At 73.5% G+C, this 15757-nt stretch carries 9 protein-coding genes and 2 pseudogenes; 9 read left to right on the forward strand and 2 right to left on the reverse strand.

Annotation, left to right across the window (positions count from 1 at the left end):
* Positions 1-11: 11 nt before the first annotated feature.
* Together M4D82_RS24245 and M4D82_RS24250 are read left to right on the forward strand one after the other, a co-directional pair.
* A complete protein-coding gene (locus M4D82_RS24245; RefSeq protein ID WP_249768040.1) occupies positions 12-476 on the forward strand; it encodes a hypothetical protein in 465 nt (154 codons plus the stop codon).
* Between the two features lie 20 nt (positions 477-496).
* Positions 497-1125: pseudogene (locus tag M4D82_RS24250) on the forward strand (fibronectin type III domain-containing protein); the annotation flags it as partial.
* Positions 1126-1275: 150 nt separating this feature from the next.
* On the opposite strand, the gene M4D82_RS34380 reads toward M4D82_RS24250, so the two are convergent.
* Both M4D82_RS34380 and gabT read right to left on the reverse strand, forming a co-directional pair.
* Positions 1276-1809, reverse strand: a complete 534-nt coding sequence (locus M4D82_RS34380; protein ID WP_349637089.1) for a phosphatase PAP2 family protein — start codon at positions 1807-1809, stop codon at positions 1276-1278.
* 456 nt (positions 1810-2265) lie between these two features.
* Entirely contained in the window at positions 2266-3600 is a 1335-nt protein-coding gene (gene gabT / locus M4D82_RS24260) for a 4-aminobutyrate--2-oxoglutarate transaminase (RefSeq protein ID WP_249768042.1), read from the reverse strand.
* 210 nt (positions 3601-3810) lie between these two features.
* Here gabT and M4D82_RS24265 point away from each other — a divergent pair, with 210 nt between their 5' ends.
* The 7 genes and pseudogenes from M4D82_RS24265 to M4D82_RS24295 all read left to right on the forward strand — a co-directional run bounded on the left by M4D82_RS24265 (position 3811) and on the right by M4D82_RS24295 (position 15699).
* Positions 3811-6180 carry an ATP/GTP-binding protein gene (locus tag M4D82_RS24265; protein ID WP_249768043.1) on the forward strand — a complete coding sequence of 790 codons (2370 nt, stop codon included), beginning with the start codon at positions 3811-3813 and terminating at the stop codon, positions 6178-6180.
* 188 nt (positions 6181-6368) lie between these two features.
* A pseudogene (locus M4D82_RS24270) lies at positions 6369-7946 on the forward strand (PucR family transcriptional regulator).
* 156 nt (positions 7947-8102) lie between these two features.
* Positions 8103-9548 carry an aldehyde dehydrogenase family protein gene (locus M4D82_RS24275; RefSeq protein WP_249768044.1) on the forward strand — a complete coding sequence of 482 codons (1446 nt, stop codon included), beginning with the start codon at positions 8103-8105 and terminating at the stop codon, positions 9546-9548.
* A 243-nt stretch (positions 9549-9791) separates the two neighbouring features.
* Complete coding sequence (locus M4D82_RS24280) at positions 9792-11744, forward strand: acyl-CoA dehydrogenase family protein (RefSeq protein WP_249768045.1); 1953 nt, start codon at positions 9792-9794, stop codon at positions 11742-11744.
* Positions 11745-11815: 71 nt separating this feature from the next.
* Entirely contained in the window at positions 11816-13126 is a 1311-nt protein-coding gene (locus tag M4D82_RS24285) for a hypothetical protein (RefSeq protein ID WP_249768046.1), read from the forward strand.
* A gap of 12 nt (positions 13127-13138) precedes the next feature.
* On the forward strand, positions 13139-14401 hold the full coding sequence (gene dxr / locus M4D82_RS24290; protein WP_249768047.1) for a 1-deoxy-D-xylulose-5-phosphate reductoisomerase: 1263 nt from the start codon (positions 13139-13141) through the stop codon (positions 14399-14401).
* Positions 14398-15699, forward strand: coding sequence for a M50 family metallopeptidase (locus tag M4D82_RS24295; protein WP_249768048.1), 1302 nt, complete (start codon positions 14398-14400; stop codon positions 15697-15699). Before dxr ends, M4D82_RS24295 begins: the two co-directional genes overlap by 4 nt.
* Positions 15700-15757 lie beyond the last annotated feature (58 nt).

Below are 15757 nucleotides of genomic sequence, written 5' to 3' on the forward strand. Positions count from 1 at the left end.
GAGGCCGGGCGATGACGTTCCCGGAGGCCAAGGCCGCGGTGGAATGGCTGGTATCGGTGGCGCCGGATCCCGACGCCTGCCGGTGGGCATGGGAGCGCAACCCCCTCGGCGTGACGCTGCTGCCCGCCGGGCGGCGTTGGGACGTGCTGATCCTGCCGGGCCGGCTCGGGCTGGCCACCCTCGACGTGCTGAACCGCCTCCCGGAGGCGCCCGGCCCGGTCCTCGGCGACTTCGGCGACTCCCGGCTGGGCTTCCTCGTACCCCCCGGCACGGCCTCCCACTGGATCGGCACGGGCGTACGGGGAGCCGGGCGCGGGACCTGGATCGTGATCCCGTACCCCGGCCGGGCGACGGGCGGGGTCCGCTGGCTGGTCGTCCCGGACGGGCGCGGGACCCTCACCGACCCGGCGGCGCTGGAGCTCGCGATGCACGAGGCGGCGCCGCGCGTCCGGGAGGCGGAGGGTCACACCCCTTGACAACCGGATTGGTCTGGACCATGTGGGGCGCCGCCGCCCCCTCACCGGCGGCCTGGCTCCATCCCCCCCATGTTCCGGAGGCAGTCGTGCGCAAAGCCACGTCCCTCCTCGCGGCCGTTGCCCTCGCGGCGGCCGCACTCCTCTCCGCCGGCCCCCCGGCCGGCGCGGCCGACGCCGACCTCGCCCGCAACGGCGGCTTCGAAGCCGGCCTCTACGGCTGGAGCTGCTCGGGCGGCAGCGGAACCGTCGTCGCCGCCCCCGTCCACGGCGGCGCCGCCGCCCCAGCCTCCGGCCACCCCCACCGGCCTCACGGCGTCCGGCGCCACGGCGAGCAGCGTCGACCTCTCCTGGACGGCGGCCTCGGGCGCCACCTCGTACCGGGTCCACCGCGACGGCGCCGCCCCCTGACCGTCACCGGCACGTCGACGACCGTCACCGGGCTCGCCGCCTCCACCACGTACTCCTTCCGGGTCAGCGCAGTGAACGCGGCCGGCGAGTCCCCGAAGGGCGCCGCCGTCTTCGCGACCACGACCGACGGCGGCGGGAACCCCGGCGACCCCGACCACCCCGGGATGCCCGCCCACGCCCTCGTCGGCTACCTCCACGCGACGGCTCCGGCTACGTCCGGATGGCCGACGTACCCGCCTCCTGAGACGTGATCGACCTGATCTCCGCCGTGAAGACCCTCTGACCCGACATGCTCCTCACCGGCTTCCCCCGTAGCCGGCAACGCCGCACTGCGGCACCCACCAGACCCACGGCACCTGGGCGGCGCTGCGCGGCCTGATGACCTGGTCGGTCAACCGGGACCGGTTCGGCTCCTGAGAGTGCTCGAAGAACTTCGACCGCTGCCACGGTCGCACCACCTGACCGCCAGCAGCGACGGCGTGCACAGCAGCAGACTGGCCACGACGTCCAGCGGCCAGTGGAACCCCCGCAGGACGAGCCCCACGGCCGTCGCCCCCGTGAGCAGGAGGGCGGCGGCCGCCGGCCAGGCCCGACGGGTGTACGGGGAGACGAGCAGCGCGGCGCCCGCGTAGGCCACGTAGGCGGTGGCGGTGTGGCCGGAGGGGAAGTAGCCGGCCGCCCAGGGCTCCAGGGGGCCGGGGCGGGCCGTCCACTCCTTGAGCGGCACGATCAGCGCCGGGACCAGGGCCATCGCGAGACCGGCGGCGAGCGCGGCGCGGACCCGGCCGCGCCGGGCGGCGTAGGCCATGGCCAGGGCGAGGACGGGCACGGCGACCGGGATGTTGCCGAGGTCCGAGAGCCGCTCGGTCACGGGGTCGGGGACGGCGCGCACGAGGGCGCGGCTCAGGGCACGGTCCGGGGTCAACAGCGGGCCGGACGCCAGGACCTGCCAGGTGATCAGGGCGAAGAGGCCCAGACAGAGGACCGCGAGCGCGGAGCCGAGAGCGGCGGGAGGAACGGCGGGAGAAATGGCCGGCCGTCCCGGAACAGGGGGGATGGTTCCGGGACGGCCGCCCGGATCGGGTTGCCGTGCGCCCCGGGGGGTTTGGGGCGGACGGCCGTCCGATCGGAGAGGAGTGTGCGCGAACGCATGCCCAGTACGGCGCTGGGGAAGCCCGGTACCGGTGTCGCTCCCGGTGACCCGGGAACGGTCTGTCTCACTCATCTGCAGAAACCGTACTCCGGCGAAAAGGGGACCGACAGCGGGAACGCGCACCCGCCATCGGCCCCCCACACCTTCTTCACAGCGCCCGCCCGTTACCAGCGGTAGAGGGGCGGGCGGCGCGTTCGGGCGTTCTAGCCGCTCGAACTGGACGTTCGGTCAGATGGTCGCGAACGCGGCCTCGATGACGTCCAGACCCTCGTTCAGGAGGTCCTCGCCGATGACGATCGGCGGGAGGAAACGGAGCACGTTGCCGTAGGTGCCACAGGTGAGGACGAGCACGCCCTCGGCGTGGCAGGCCTTGGCGAGCGCGCCGGCGGCCTCCGGGAAGGGGGTCTTGGAGACCGGGTCCTTGACGAGCTCGATCGCGATCATGGCGCCGCGGCCGCGGATGTCGCCGATGATGTCGTACTTCTCCTGCATGGCCGTCAGGCGCGTCTTCATGACGGACTCGATCTTCTTCGCCGCGGCGTTGAGGTCGAGCTCCTTCATGGTCTCGATGGAGCCGAGCGCACCGGCGCACGCCACCGGGTTGCCGCCGTAGGTGCCACCCAGGCCACCCGCGTGGGCGGCGTCCATGATCTCGGCGCGGCCGGTCACGGCGGCGAGCGGCAGACCGCCCGCGATGCCCTTGGCGGTGGTGATCAGGTCCGGGACGATGCCCTCGTCCTCACACGCGAACCACTGGCCGGTGCGGCAGAAGCCGGACTGGATCTCGTCGGCGACGAAGACGATGCCGTTGTCGTTGGCGAACTTGACGATCGCCGGCAGGAAGCCCTTGGCCGGCTCGATGAAGCCGCCCTCGCCGAGGACCGGCTCGATGATGATCGCGGCGACGTTGTCGGCGCCGATCTGCTTGGTGATCTGGTCGATCGCCTGCGCGGCGGCCTCGGGGCCGCAGTTCTCCGCGCCGGTGGGCCAGCGGTAGCCGTAGGCGACCGGGACGCGGTAGACCTCGGGGGCGAACGGACCGAAGCCCTGCTTGTACGGCATGTTCTTCGAGGTCAGCGCCATCGTGAGGTTCGTACGGCCGTGGTAGCCGTGGTCGAAGACGACGACGGCCTGGCGCTTGGTGTACGAACGGGCGATCTTGACGGCGTTCTCGACGGCCTCGGCGCCCGAGTTGAACAGGGCCGACTTCTTGGCGTGGTCGCCCGGGGTCAGCTCGGCGAGCGCCTCGCAGACCTCGACGTAGCCCTCGTACGGGGTCACCATGAAGCAGGTGTGGGTGAAGTCGGCGAGCTGCGCGGAGGCGCGGCGCACGACGGCCTCGGCGGAGGCGCCGACGGAGGTCACGGCGATGCCGGAGCCGAAGTCGATCAGGCGGTTGCCGTCGACGTCCTCGATGATGCCGCCGCCCGCGCGGGCGGTGAAGACGGGCAGTACGGAGCCCACGCCGCCGGCCACGACGCCGAGACGGCGGGCCTGCAGCTCCTGCGACTTGGGGCCGGGGATCGCGGTGACGAGCTTGCGCTCCTGCGGGACAGCGGTCATAGGGGGCTCCTGGGGTGTTTCGGACGCAACTGTGTCTTTGTCCGCAGGCTAGGCCCGGGGGAGGGGGTAAGGCATGCTCCGTTCGGTAGTGGTGCGCGCGTGTCCTTGTCCGCGACGGCCATAGGCGGCGGCGGGGGGACGGGGCGTGGGGGCGGGTCGGGCACTAGATTGAGCGCCGCAGCGCTGGGCACGGGCAGGGGGCAGGGGTTCATGAACACCGAGGGCACGCACGAAGCACACACCACCCAACCGAACCAGGTCCCCCACCCCTCCCCACCCCACCCCCCCCGCCCCTCCCACGCCCCGGCCGTCGGCACGCCGCCGTTCGTGGAGTGGCTCCGTACGCCCCGCCCGGCCGCGGAGCCGGGGGTATGGCGCTTCGGCCACCGCCCCCGCCGAGGCGCGGAGCCGGACGCCGTCACCGACCGGTCGCTGCTGAGTGGGGCGGTGATTTCGTTCCTCGCATGTGTGCTGGCATGGTCCCTGCTCACGAACGGCTACATCCCCTACATCGAGGTGCCGCTCAGACTCTTCACCCCCGGGGAGTGGTGGGAACTCGGAGGCAACCCCGTCGATCACCGGGGTCAGGCAGCACAGCAGATCTATGAACTCCTTCTGACCGGAGGACTCGTCGTCTGGTTCAGTCGCCTCGGCTCCTGGGGACCGGCCTTCGACCGGCTCATCGCTGCCCGCGGCCCGCATGCGCGGGCCGCGGGGGCGGCTGCCGGTGCCGTCGGCGTCATGCTGCTCATCTGGACGGACAGCATCCCGGCAGACGCCCTGCTCATCGGACACCTACCGCTCAGGGAGATCGAACCCACGCAGGGTCTTTTGCTGACTCTGCTGCTCTACCTCGTGCTGTACGGGTCCGTCGTCGTGTACTTCGTCCGGTTCGGGCGGTCACGAGGAGCCGGGCAGGGTCCCGCGGCCGGCCGCACGGCGTCCACCACCGCTCCGGCTTCGGCCGGACCCGAAACCGCAAACCCCGACCCCCTTGGGTGGCCCGAGTTGCGGGCCGTGGGGATGGGGGAGACTGCCGAGCGGCTTGCGGGGGAGGCGGCCGGCGGGCGGATGAATGATGTGGACTTCGTGCGGATCCGCAGGGCTTGGGAGTCCGTGAGGGTCGACCCCTCCCGGCTCCGCGCCTTCGCCGACGCCGTCCGCGACAAGGGCGCCGGCGCCTGCGTCCACCCCTCCGGGGACCGGGACCTGCCGGTGCGCGCGGCCCGGCACGACCTGCTCACCCGGCAGGTGCTCCTCGGCACCGTCGAGGACGGTGAACGCAACCCCTACGCCCGCCGCGGCACCCCCCTCGCCCTGGACCCCGGCGTCCTCGGGACGTCCCTGCTCGCCGTCGGCCCCTCCGGCACCGGCAAGACCGCCCGCCTGGTGCGCCCCGTCGTCGAGTCGCTCGCGCTCCAGGCCCTGGCCGGCCAGGCCGCCGTCGTCGCGGTCGGCTCGGCGGGAGCCGGGGCCGGAGCCGGAGGCGGATCCGCACTCGGCCCCGACCACGCCTACGACATCGTCGTCCGCGTCGGCGACCCCGACTCCGTCCACGACCTCGACCTCTACGGCGGCGCCGCCGACCCCGACGAGGCCGCCGCCCTCCTCGCCGACGCCTTCGTCGGAGACGTCCCCGGCATCGACGTCCGCCGCGCCGCCACCGCCCTCGCCCAACTCCTCGGCCCCTTCCGCGCCGCCCACGGCCGCTTCCCCGCCGTACCCGAACTGCGCGAGCTGCTCGACGAGCTGCCCGCCGCCCACGCCGCGCTCCGCCAGGCCCTGGAGGGCACCGGACAGCAGGGCATGCTCCGCGAACTCGACGCGCGCGCCCGCCAGCACGGCGCCCCCGGCGACCCCGGCCCGGCCCTCGCCGACCGCGTCGCGCTCCTGGACCGGCCCGCCTTCGCCGGCTTCTTCGACCCCACCGGACAGGGACGTTCCTTCTCCATGCGGGCCCTGGAACACCCCGTCCGGGTCCGCGTCGACCTCCCCGAACGCGGCCACGCCGACGCCTCCCGCATGCTGGCCCGCCTGCTCCTCGCCCAGTTCACCGCCGGCGCCGCCGCCCGCGCCGACCGCTCCCTCTTCGCCTTCCTCGCCCTCGACGACGCCTCGCACACCCTCACCCCGGCCACCGTCCGCGGCGTCCAGCGCCTGCGCTCGGCGCACGCCGGCGTGCTGCTGACGCTGCGCACCCTGGACGACGTACCGGAGGCCCTGCGCACTCCGCTGCTCGGCGCGGTCGGCTGCCGGATGGCCTTCTCCGGCATCACCACCTGGGACGGCAAGCGCTTCGCCGAGGCCTGGGGCACCGAGTGGGTGGAGACCCGCGACGTCACCCACCGCACCGTCTTCGCCGACCAGCCGCTGACCCGCGCCCTCCACGCCTTCCGCAAGCTGGTCACCGGCAAGGCGGTCACCACGGACGCCGTCACCGTGCGCCAAGTGGAGCGGGAACGCTGGTCGGCCTCCGACCTCGCGCACGCCGTCCCGCCGGGCTGCGCCGTGCTGTCCCTGACCACCGTCACGGGGGAGAGGGCCGCGCCGCTGCTGCTGCGACTGTCGGGAACGAGCTGAGAAGACCCGTACGAGGTGGCAGAATCGAGAGGGGTCGTTCATACGACACGGCGAAATGCGCGCCGCGGAACGCGCACCATGAAGTGCACACCGCCACACGCACACCGCGACACGCACACCGCGACTCGCACGGCGCGACACGCGTACCGCTCCCGTCCCCCCCTCCCGCCGAAGGCCCCTGGTAACCGATGCCGCTCACCCTCGCCTCCCTCGTCCAGCACTCGGCGCTCAAGCTCAGCGTTCGGGCCGGGGAGAGCCGCCTCGACACCCCGGTCCGCTGGGCCCACGTCAGCGAGCTCGCCGACCCCGTCCCCTACATGGAGGGCGGCGAGCTGCTGCTCGTCACCGCCATGAAGCTGGACGCCGAGGACCCCGACGAGATGCGCCGCTACGTACGCCGCCTCGCGGCCGCCGGAGTCGTCGGCATCGGCTTCGCCGTCGGCGTCAACTACGAGGACGTCCCCGACGCGCTGGTGCAGGCCGCCCGGGAGGAGGACCTGCCGCTGCTGGAGGTGCCCCGGCGGACCCCGTTCCTCGCGATCAGCAAGGCCGTCTCCGCGGCGCTCGCCGCCGATCAGTACCGGGCCGTGACGGCCGGCTTCGAGGCGCAGCGGGAGCTGACCCGGGCCGCCCTGTCCGCCGACGGCCCCGCCGACCTGCTCGCGCGGCTCGCCGCCCACGTGCACGGCTGGGCCGCGCTGTACGACACCTCCGGCGCGGTCGTCGCCGCCGCCCCCGACTGGGCCGCGCGCCGGGCCGCCCGCCTGACCCCGACGTGGAGCGGCTGCGGGAGCGGCCCGCGCCCGCGAGCGCGGTGGTGGGCGGCGCGGAGGACCGGGTCGAGCTCCAGTCGCTCGGCACCGGACGCCGCGCCCGGGGCGCCCTCGCCGTCGGAACGGCGGCCCCGCTGGGCACCGCCGAGCGGTACGCGGTGCACTCCGCGGTGGCCCTGCTGACCCTGACCACCGAACGCTCCCGCGCCCTGCACGACGCCGAGTCCCGGCTCGGCGCGGCCGTGCTGCGCATGCTGCTGGAGGGGCAGGCGGAGCAGGCACGGGCCGTGGCCGGGGACCTGTACGGGGGCCTGCTGGACGCCCCGTTCCGGATCGTCGTCGCCGAACCGGCCCTGCCGGGGACGGCCCAGCCCGAGGGGCTCGCGCTGCTGGCCGACGCGGTGGAGTCGGCGGCCTCCCGCACCGGGGAGACGCTGCTCGTGGTGCCGGAGCCCGGCCGGCTGGTGGTGCTCGCCGCCGACGGGGGCGCGGCCGTCCAGGCCTGCGCCGACCACGCCGAGGCCCTGGAGTCCCGCCGCGGCCGCGAGGCGAGCGGACCGGAGCCGGACGAACTGGTGGTCGGCCTGTCCGCGCCGGCCGCCCGGCGGGGTGGCCGCCGCCTTCAAGCAGGCCGACCAGGCCCTCGCCGTGGCCCGCCGCCGCGGCCGGCCGCTGGTCGAGCACGAGGACCTCGCGGCGGGCTCCGTCCTGCCGCTGCTCGCCGACGACGCCGTACGGGCCTTCGCGGACGGCACGCTGCGCGCCCTGCGCGAGCACGACGCGACCGGCCGCGGCGACCTCGTCGCCTCCCTGCAGGCGTGGCTCTCCCGCCACGGCCAGTGGGACGCCGCCGCCGCCGACCTCGGCGTGCACCGCCACACCCTGCGCTACCGCATGAAGCGGGTCGAGGAGATCCTCGGCCGCTCCCTGGACGACCCGGACGTCCGCATGGAGCTCTGGCTCGCCCTCAAGGCCGGCACGACCACCCCCTAGCACCCACCGGCACGGCCCCGGCCGGCTGCGACAGTGACAAAGCGGCGCAGGACGGGGCGGCGCCGCTCCATGCCGGATAAACACCGAAAGCCCCGTGGAGTCCTACGGTGGTGGGGACAACGACCCACCGCACACACTCGAAGGGCCGGGATTCGCATGACTTCCACCCACGCCTTCTGGCTCGCCGGCCGCCAGGCCACCGGCGAGGACAGCTTCGACGTCCACAACCCGTGGGACGGCCGTCTCGTCGGCACCGTCAGCGTGCCCACCGACGCCCAGGTCGAAGAGGCCGTGGCCGCCGCGTCCGCCGTGACGGCGGAGTTCTCCGCGACCCCCGCCCACGTACGGGCCGCCGCCCTGGACCATGTCTCGAAGCGGCTCGTCGAGCGCACCGAGGAGATCGCCCAGCTGATCTCCGCCGAGAACGGCAAGCCGATCAAGTGGGCCCGCGGTGAGGTCGGTCGTGCGGTGTCGGTCTTCCGCTTCGCCGCCGAAGAGGCCCGCCGCTTCAACGGCGGAGATGCCCAGCGCCTGGACACCGACGCCGGTGGCGTCGGTCGGCTCGCGCTGACCCGCCGCTTCGTCAAGGGTCCGGTCCTCGGCATCGCGCCGTTCAACTTCCCGCTGAACCTGTGCGCCCACAAGGTGGCCCCCGCCATCGCCGTCGGCGCGCCGATCATCCTGAAGCCGGCCCCGGCCACCCCGCTGTCCGGTCTGATCCTGGGCGAGCTGCTCGCCGAGACCGACCTGCCGGCCGGTTCCTGGTCCGTGCTGCCCGTCGCCAACGAGAAGATGCCGGCGCTGGTCAAGGACGAGCGACTGCCCGTCATCTCCTTCACCGGCTCCGACAAGGTCGGCTACGCCATCCAGCAGTCGGTGCCGCACAAGCACTGCACCCTGGAGCTCGGCGGCAACGCCGCGGCCGTCGTCCTCGCCGACTGGGCCTCCGAGGCCGACCTCGACTGGGCCGCGACCCGCATCGCGACCTTCTCGAACTACCAGGCCGGCCAGTCCTGCATCTCCGTGCAGCGCGTCATCGCCGACGCCTCCGTCTACGACCGCCTCGCCGAGAAGGTCGTCGAGAAGGTCCGCGCCCAGGTCACCGGCGACCCGTCCGACTCCGCCACCGACGTCGGCCCGCTCGTCTCCGAGGACGCCGCCAAGCGCGTCGAGGCCTGGGTCGACGAGGCCGTCTCCGCCGGCGCCAAGCTGCTGACCGGTGGCAAGCGCGAGGGTGCCTCGTACGAGCCCACCGTCGTCGCCGACCTGCCGGCCGGCGTCACCCTGGCCGTGGAGGAGGTCTTCGGGCCGGTCCTCACGCTGCAGCGCGTCGAGAACACCGACGAGGCCTTCGCCGCCGTCAACGACTCGAAGTTCGGCCTGCAGACCGGCGTCTTCACCCGTGACATCCAGGTGGCCTTCCGCGCCCACCGCGAGCTGGAGGTCGGCGGCGTGATCATCGGCGACGCGCCCTCCTACCGGGCCGACCAGATGCCGTACGGCGGCGTCAAGCAGTCCGGCGTGGGCCGCGAGGGCGTCCGCTACGCGATGGACGACTACACCTACGAGCGCGTCCTGGTCCTCACGGGCCTCGACATCTGATCGGACGATTCACTCGTCCGGTCCTCAGACCGACGGCCGGAGCCTACTGTGCGGGGGCTCCGGCCGTCCCCCTTTTCCCGCCTTTTCCCGCGCCGTTCAAGGCGCTTGCCGCACGCCCCCTCCCCGGCGCCCCGTCCGGTTTTCGCCGGCACCCGTCCGGGTCTTTTCCCGCCCGCCCGGAACGGGTACGACTCACAGGTAGCACCGCTCGGTAGTCCCCGATGCTGCGAGGTGAGCACCCGGATGTCAGCGACACAGCCCGCACAGCCCGTACAGCCCAAGGTGACCGAGCGCGAGGCGCGGCAGGTCGCGGAAGCGGCCCGGGAGGCGGACTGGCGCAAGCCCAGCTTCGCCAAGGAACTCTTCCTCGGACGCTTCCAACTGGACCTGATCCACCCCCACCCGCTCCCCGCCGACGAGGACGTCCGACGCGGCGAGGCCTTCCTCGCCCGACTGCGCGCGTTCTGCGAGCACGAGATCGACGGCGCCCGCATCGAGCGCGAGGCCCGGATCCCCGACGAGACCGTGCGCGGCCTCAAGGAGCTGGGCGCCCTCGGCATGAAGATCGACCCCAAGTACGGGGGGCTCGGCCTCACCCAGGTCTACTACAACAAGGCGCTGGCCCTCGTCGGCTCCGTCAGCCCCGCCATCGGCGCGCTGCTCTCCGCGCACCAGTCGATCGGCGTGCCCCAGCCGCTGAAGATGTTCGGCACGCAGGAGCAGAAGGAGGCCTGGCTGCCGCGCTGCGCCACCACCGCCATCAGCGCGTTCCTGCTCACCGAACCCGACGTGGGCTCCGACCCGGCCCGCCTGGCCACCACGGCCGTGCCCGACGGCGACGACGCGTACGTCCTGGACGGGGTGAAGCTGTGGACCACCAACGGGGTCGTCGCCGACCTCCTCGTGGTCATGGCCCGGGTACCCAAGGGTGACGGGCACAAGGGCGGCATCACCGCCTTCGTGGTCGAGGCCGACTCTCCGGGCATCACCGTCGAGCACCGCAACGCCTTCATGGGCCTGCGCGGCCTGGAGAACGGCGTCACCCGCTTCCACGGCGTCCGCGTCCCCGCCGCGAACCGGATCGGCCCCGAGGGCGCCGGCCTGAAGATCGCGCTGACCACCCTCAACACCGGCCGGCTGTCCCTGCCCGCCATGTGCGTCGGCGCCGGCAAGTGGTGCCTGAAGATCGCCCGCGAGTGGTCCGCCGTACGCGAGCAGTGGGGCCGTCCCGTCGCCCGCCACGAGGCCGTCGGCGCCAAGATCTCCTTCATCGCGGCCACCACCTTCGCCCTGGAAGCCGTCGTGGACCTCGCCTCCCAGATGGCCGACGAGGACCGCAACGACATCCGCATCGAAGCCGCCCTCGCCAAGCTCTACGGCTCCGAGATGGCCTGTCTGATGGCCGACGAACTCGTCCAGATCCGCGGCGGCCGCGGCTTCGAGACCGCCGAGTCGCTCGCCGCGCGCGGCGAGCGGGCCGTCCCCGCCGAGCAGATGCTCCGCGACCTGCGCATCAACCGGATCTTCGAGGGCTCGACCGAGATCATGCACCTGCTGATCGCCCGCGAGGCCGTCGACGCCCACCTCTCCGTCGCCGGCGACCTCATCGACCCCGAGAAGGCCCTCGGCGACAAGGCGAAGGCCGGCGCCCGCGCCGCCGGGTTCTACGCCCGCTGGCTGCCCCAACTGGCCGCCGGCCCCGGACAACTCCCCGGCACCTACCGGGAGTTCCACCCCGCAGGCCACCCCGACCTCGCCACCCACCTGCGCTACGTCGAGCGCGGCGCCCGCAAACTCGCCCGCAGCACCTTCTACGCCATGTCCCGCTGGCAGGGCCGCATGGAGACCAAGCAGGGCTTCCTCGGCCGGATCGTGGACATCGGCGCCGAGCTGTTCGCGATGAGCGCGGCCTGCGTGCGCGCCGAGCACCTGCGCGCCACGGGCGACCACGGCCGCGAGGCCTACCAGCTCGCCGACGCCTTCTGCCGGCAGTCCCGCATCCGCGTCGAGGAGCTCTTCGGCCGCCTGTGGTCCAACACCGACGACCTCGACCGCAAGGTGGTCGAAGGGGTCCTCGGCGGCGTCTACACCTGGCTGGAGGAGGGCGTCCTCGACCCCTCGGGCGACGGCCCGTGGATCGCGGACGCCACCCCGGGCCCCTCGCGTCACGAAAACGTTCACCGTCCCCTGCGCTGAGCTGCCATCATCGAAAAACAAGCTCGGACGGTTGTACGAGTACGGGTACCAGTGCGAGGCGGTTGAGGACCATGGCGACGGCCGACGAGGACCGGGCCGGCCGACGGCTGGCCTGGTGCGTGGCGCACCTCCTGCGCCACGCGCCGCAACACGTCGTCGCCGACCTCCTCGACCGGCTCGACGACACCACCCGCAAGTACCTGTGCCGCGACCAGTGGCTGCCCGCCTCCGCCGTCACCCTGCTGCTGCGCCACGGCACCGACACCGACCGGCACTACATCGCCCGCAACCCCCACGTCGTCGGCCGCCCCCTGCCCGGCCTGCCCGGCCCCGCACGCTACGCAGCCCGGCCCGGACCCTCCCCGGACCTGCTCCGCGAGACCGGCCCCGGCCCCCTCGCCCCCGACGAGCTGCTGTCGCTGCTGCGCCGACACGGCCGCCGCCCCCGCGTCCCGCTCACCCTCCTCGGCATACCGCACCTGCTCGACACCCCGACGCTGCTGCGCGAGCACGCCCGCGCCCCGCTGCCGCCCGGCGCCGTCGAAGCGCTGCTCCTGGTGGGCGGGCTGCCCCCGGAGGTCTGCGCCGCGCTCCTCGACGCGCGCACGGGGCCCACGTACGGGCGCGACTGGCACCGGCCCGCCGTCCGCGCCGTCCGCACCGGCCTGCTCACCTGCGACGAACTCGTCGCCGCCATCGCCCCCGCGCCCCGCACCCTCCTCCTCGGCCACCTTCCCGTCGGCCGCGGCCTGCGCTGGAGCCTGCCCGAACAGGCCGAGATGCAGTCGGCCGTCCAGCGCGCCCTGCGACCGCTGCTCGGCGACGACGCCCGACTGTGGGCCGAGCTGCCGCGCCGCGCCTCCGCCTTCGGCGGCACCCTGCCCGAGCTGGCGGCGGCGTTGGCCGCGGGCACCCCGCCCCCGCCCGGGGCCATACGCCACGACCCGGCGCTCGCCCGCGCCGTACGCCACCTCGCGCCGGACCCGGCGCCGGCGGAGCCGACCGGGGCGTGGGAGCGGGAACTGGCCCTCGTCAGCCTGGGCGTGCCGATGCCGACCGTGGACGAGGACGTCCGCTGGGTCCGCGACTGCCTCGACCGCGGCCTGCTGACCGGCGCCGACATCGTCCGGCACAAGGTCCCCGCCTGCTGGGCCCTGGACGAGGACCAGTGGCTCGGTGACATCGGCCACCCCGACCGCCACGACCGTCCCGTCGCCGTCCTCGCCGCCCGCGCCGAGGCCGACGCGCTCTTCGACGCGGCCCTCGGCGACGACGTGGAGGCCTGGTGGCGGGCCGCCCGCGCGCTGCCCGACTTCGTCGGCACGCTGCCGGAGCTGCTGGCGCGCGTCACGGACGGGGACTCCGTGTCCAAGCGCTCCTGAGTTGCGGCAACAATGGGGGGCATGAGCGACAGTCCAGCCCCCCTCGCCGACCCGCACCTCCTCTTCGACGCCGCGGCCGGCCGCCGGGACATCGTCATCCTCGGGTCCACCGGGTCCATCGGCACCCAGGCCATCGACCTCGCCCTGCGCAACCCGGACCGCTTCCGGGTCACCGCGCTGTCCGCCGCCGGCGGGCGGGTCGGACTGCTGGCCGAGCAGGCCCGGCTGCTGCGGGTGAACACCGTGGCCGTCGCCCGCGAGGACGTCGTACCGGCCCTGAAGGAGGCGCTGAGCGGCCAGTACGGGCCCTCCGAGCCGCTGCCGGAGATCCTGGCCGGACCCGACGCGGCCACCGAACTCGCCGCCTCGCCCTGCCACACCGTCCTCAACGGCATCACCGGCTCCATCGGCCTCGCGCCCACCCTCGCCGCCCTGAAGGCGGGCCGCACCCTCGCCCTCGCCAACAAGGAGTCGCTCATCGTCGGCGGCCCCCTGGTCAAGGCCCTCGCGAAGCCCGGCCAGATCATCCCGGTCGACTCCGAACACGCCGCGCTCTTCCAGGCGCTGGCCGCCGGCACCCGGGCCGACGTCCGCAAGCTCGTGGTCACCGCCTCCGGCGGACCCTTCCGCGGCCGCACCCGCGCCGAGCTGGCCTCGGTCACCGTCCGGGACGCCCTCGCGCACCCCACCTGGGCCATGGGCCCGGTCATCACCGTCAACTCGGCGACCCTGGTCAACAAGGGCCTGGAGGTCATCGAGGCGCACCTGCTCTACGACATCCCCTTCGAGCGCATCGAGGTCGTCGTCCACCCCCAGTCGTACGTGCACTCCATGGTGGAGTTCACCGACGGCTCCACCCTCGCGCAGGCCACCCCGCCCGACATGTGCGGTCCCATCGCGATCGGCCTCGGCTGGCCCGTACGCGTCCCCGACGCGGCGCCCGCCTTCGACTGGACCAAGGCGTCGAGCTGGGAGTTCTTCCCGCTGGACACCGAGGCCTTCCCCTCCGTGGACCTGGCCCGGCACGTCGGCACCCTCGGCGGGACCGCCCCGGCGGTCTTCAACGCCGCGAACGAGGAGTGCGTGGAGGCGTTCCTGGCCGGTCGGCTGCCGTTCACGGCAATCATGGATACCGTCTCTGCCGTGGTCGATGAGCACGGGACGCCGGATGCGGGAACTTCCCTGACCGTCGCGGACGTCCTCGAAGCGGAGACCTGGGCCAGGGCCCGGTCACGGGAAATGGCGGCGCGCGCCGCCGTGGAGGCGAGCGCATGACCTTGTTGCTGACCTTGGTGGGTGTGCTCGTCTTCGCCGTCGGGCTGCTGTTCTCCATCGCCTGGCACGAGTTGGGCCACCTGTCCACCGCCAAGCTCTTCGGCATCCGCGTGCCCCAGTACATGGTCGGCTTCGGCCGCACCATCTGGTCGCGCAAGAAGGGCGAGACGGAGTACGGGATCAAGGCCATCCCGATGGGCGGCTACATCCGCATGATCGGGATGTTCCCGCCCGGCGACGACGGCAAGGTCACCGCCCGCTCGACGTCGCCGTTCCGCTCGATGATCGAGGACGCCCGCTCGGCGGCGTACGAGGAGCTCCAGCCCGGCGACGAGAGCCGGCTGTTCTACACGCGCAAGCCGTGGAAGCGCGTGATCGTGATGTTCGCGGGCCCCTTCATGAACCTGGTGCTCGCCCTGGCGATCTTCTTCGGCCTCTGGATGACCTTCGGGGTCAACCGGACCACCACCGAGATCGCCGGCGTCTCCCCTTGCGTCATCCAGCAGAGCGAGAAGCGCGACGAGTGCCGGCCCGGCGACCCGGTCGCCCCGGCCAAGCAGGCCGGCCTGATGGCGAACGACCGGATCGTCGCCTTCGACGGCCGCAAGGTCACCGACTGGGCCGCCCTGCAGAAGCAGATCCGCGACACCATCGGCCCCGCCACCGTCACCGTCGTCCGCGACGGCAAGAGCCTCGACGTCCCGGTGACCCTGATCGAGAACCGGGTTTCCAAGAGCGACGGCCGCGGCGGCTACGTCAAGGGCGAGTACGTGACGGCGGGTTGGCTCGGCTTCAGCCCGAAGAACGAGATCGCCGCCCTGTCCTTCGGCGAGTCCGTGGACCACATGGGCGACATCGTCGAGAGCAGCGTCCAGGGCCTGATCAACCTGCCCGCCAAGGTCCCCGCCCTGTGGAACGCGGCCTTCGACGGGGCCGAGCGCGAGCCCGACTCCCCGATGGGCATCGTCGGCGCGGCGCGCATCAGCGGCGACATCGCCGCCCTCGACCTGCCCAGCGACCAGAAGGCGGCGATCCTGCTCCAGGTCCTCGGCATGTTCAACCTGTCGCTCTTCCTGTTCAACATGCTGCCCCTGCTGCCGCTCGACGGCGGACACATCGCCGGCGCCCTGTGGGAGTCCCTGCGACGCCACGTGGCCCGCATCTTCCGCCGCGCCGACCCCGGCCCGTTCGACGTGGCGAAGCTGATGCCCGCCGCGTACGTGGTCGCCGGCGTCTTCGTCTGCTTCACGCTGCTGGTGCTCGTGGCGGACGTGGTCAACCCCATCAGGATCACCTAGGGGGCGGTCGTCGGGTACATCCGCGGACGGGAGCCGGGCACGCTTCGTGCCCGGCTCC

This window comes from Streptomyces sp. RerS4 (genome assembly GCF_023515955.1).
GTDB lineage: Bacteria > Actinomycetota > Actinomycetes > Streptomycetales > Streptomycetaceae > Streptomyces.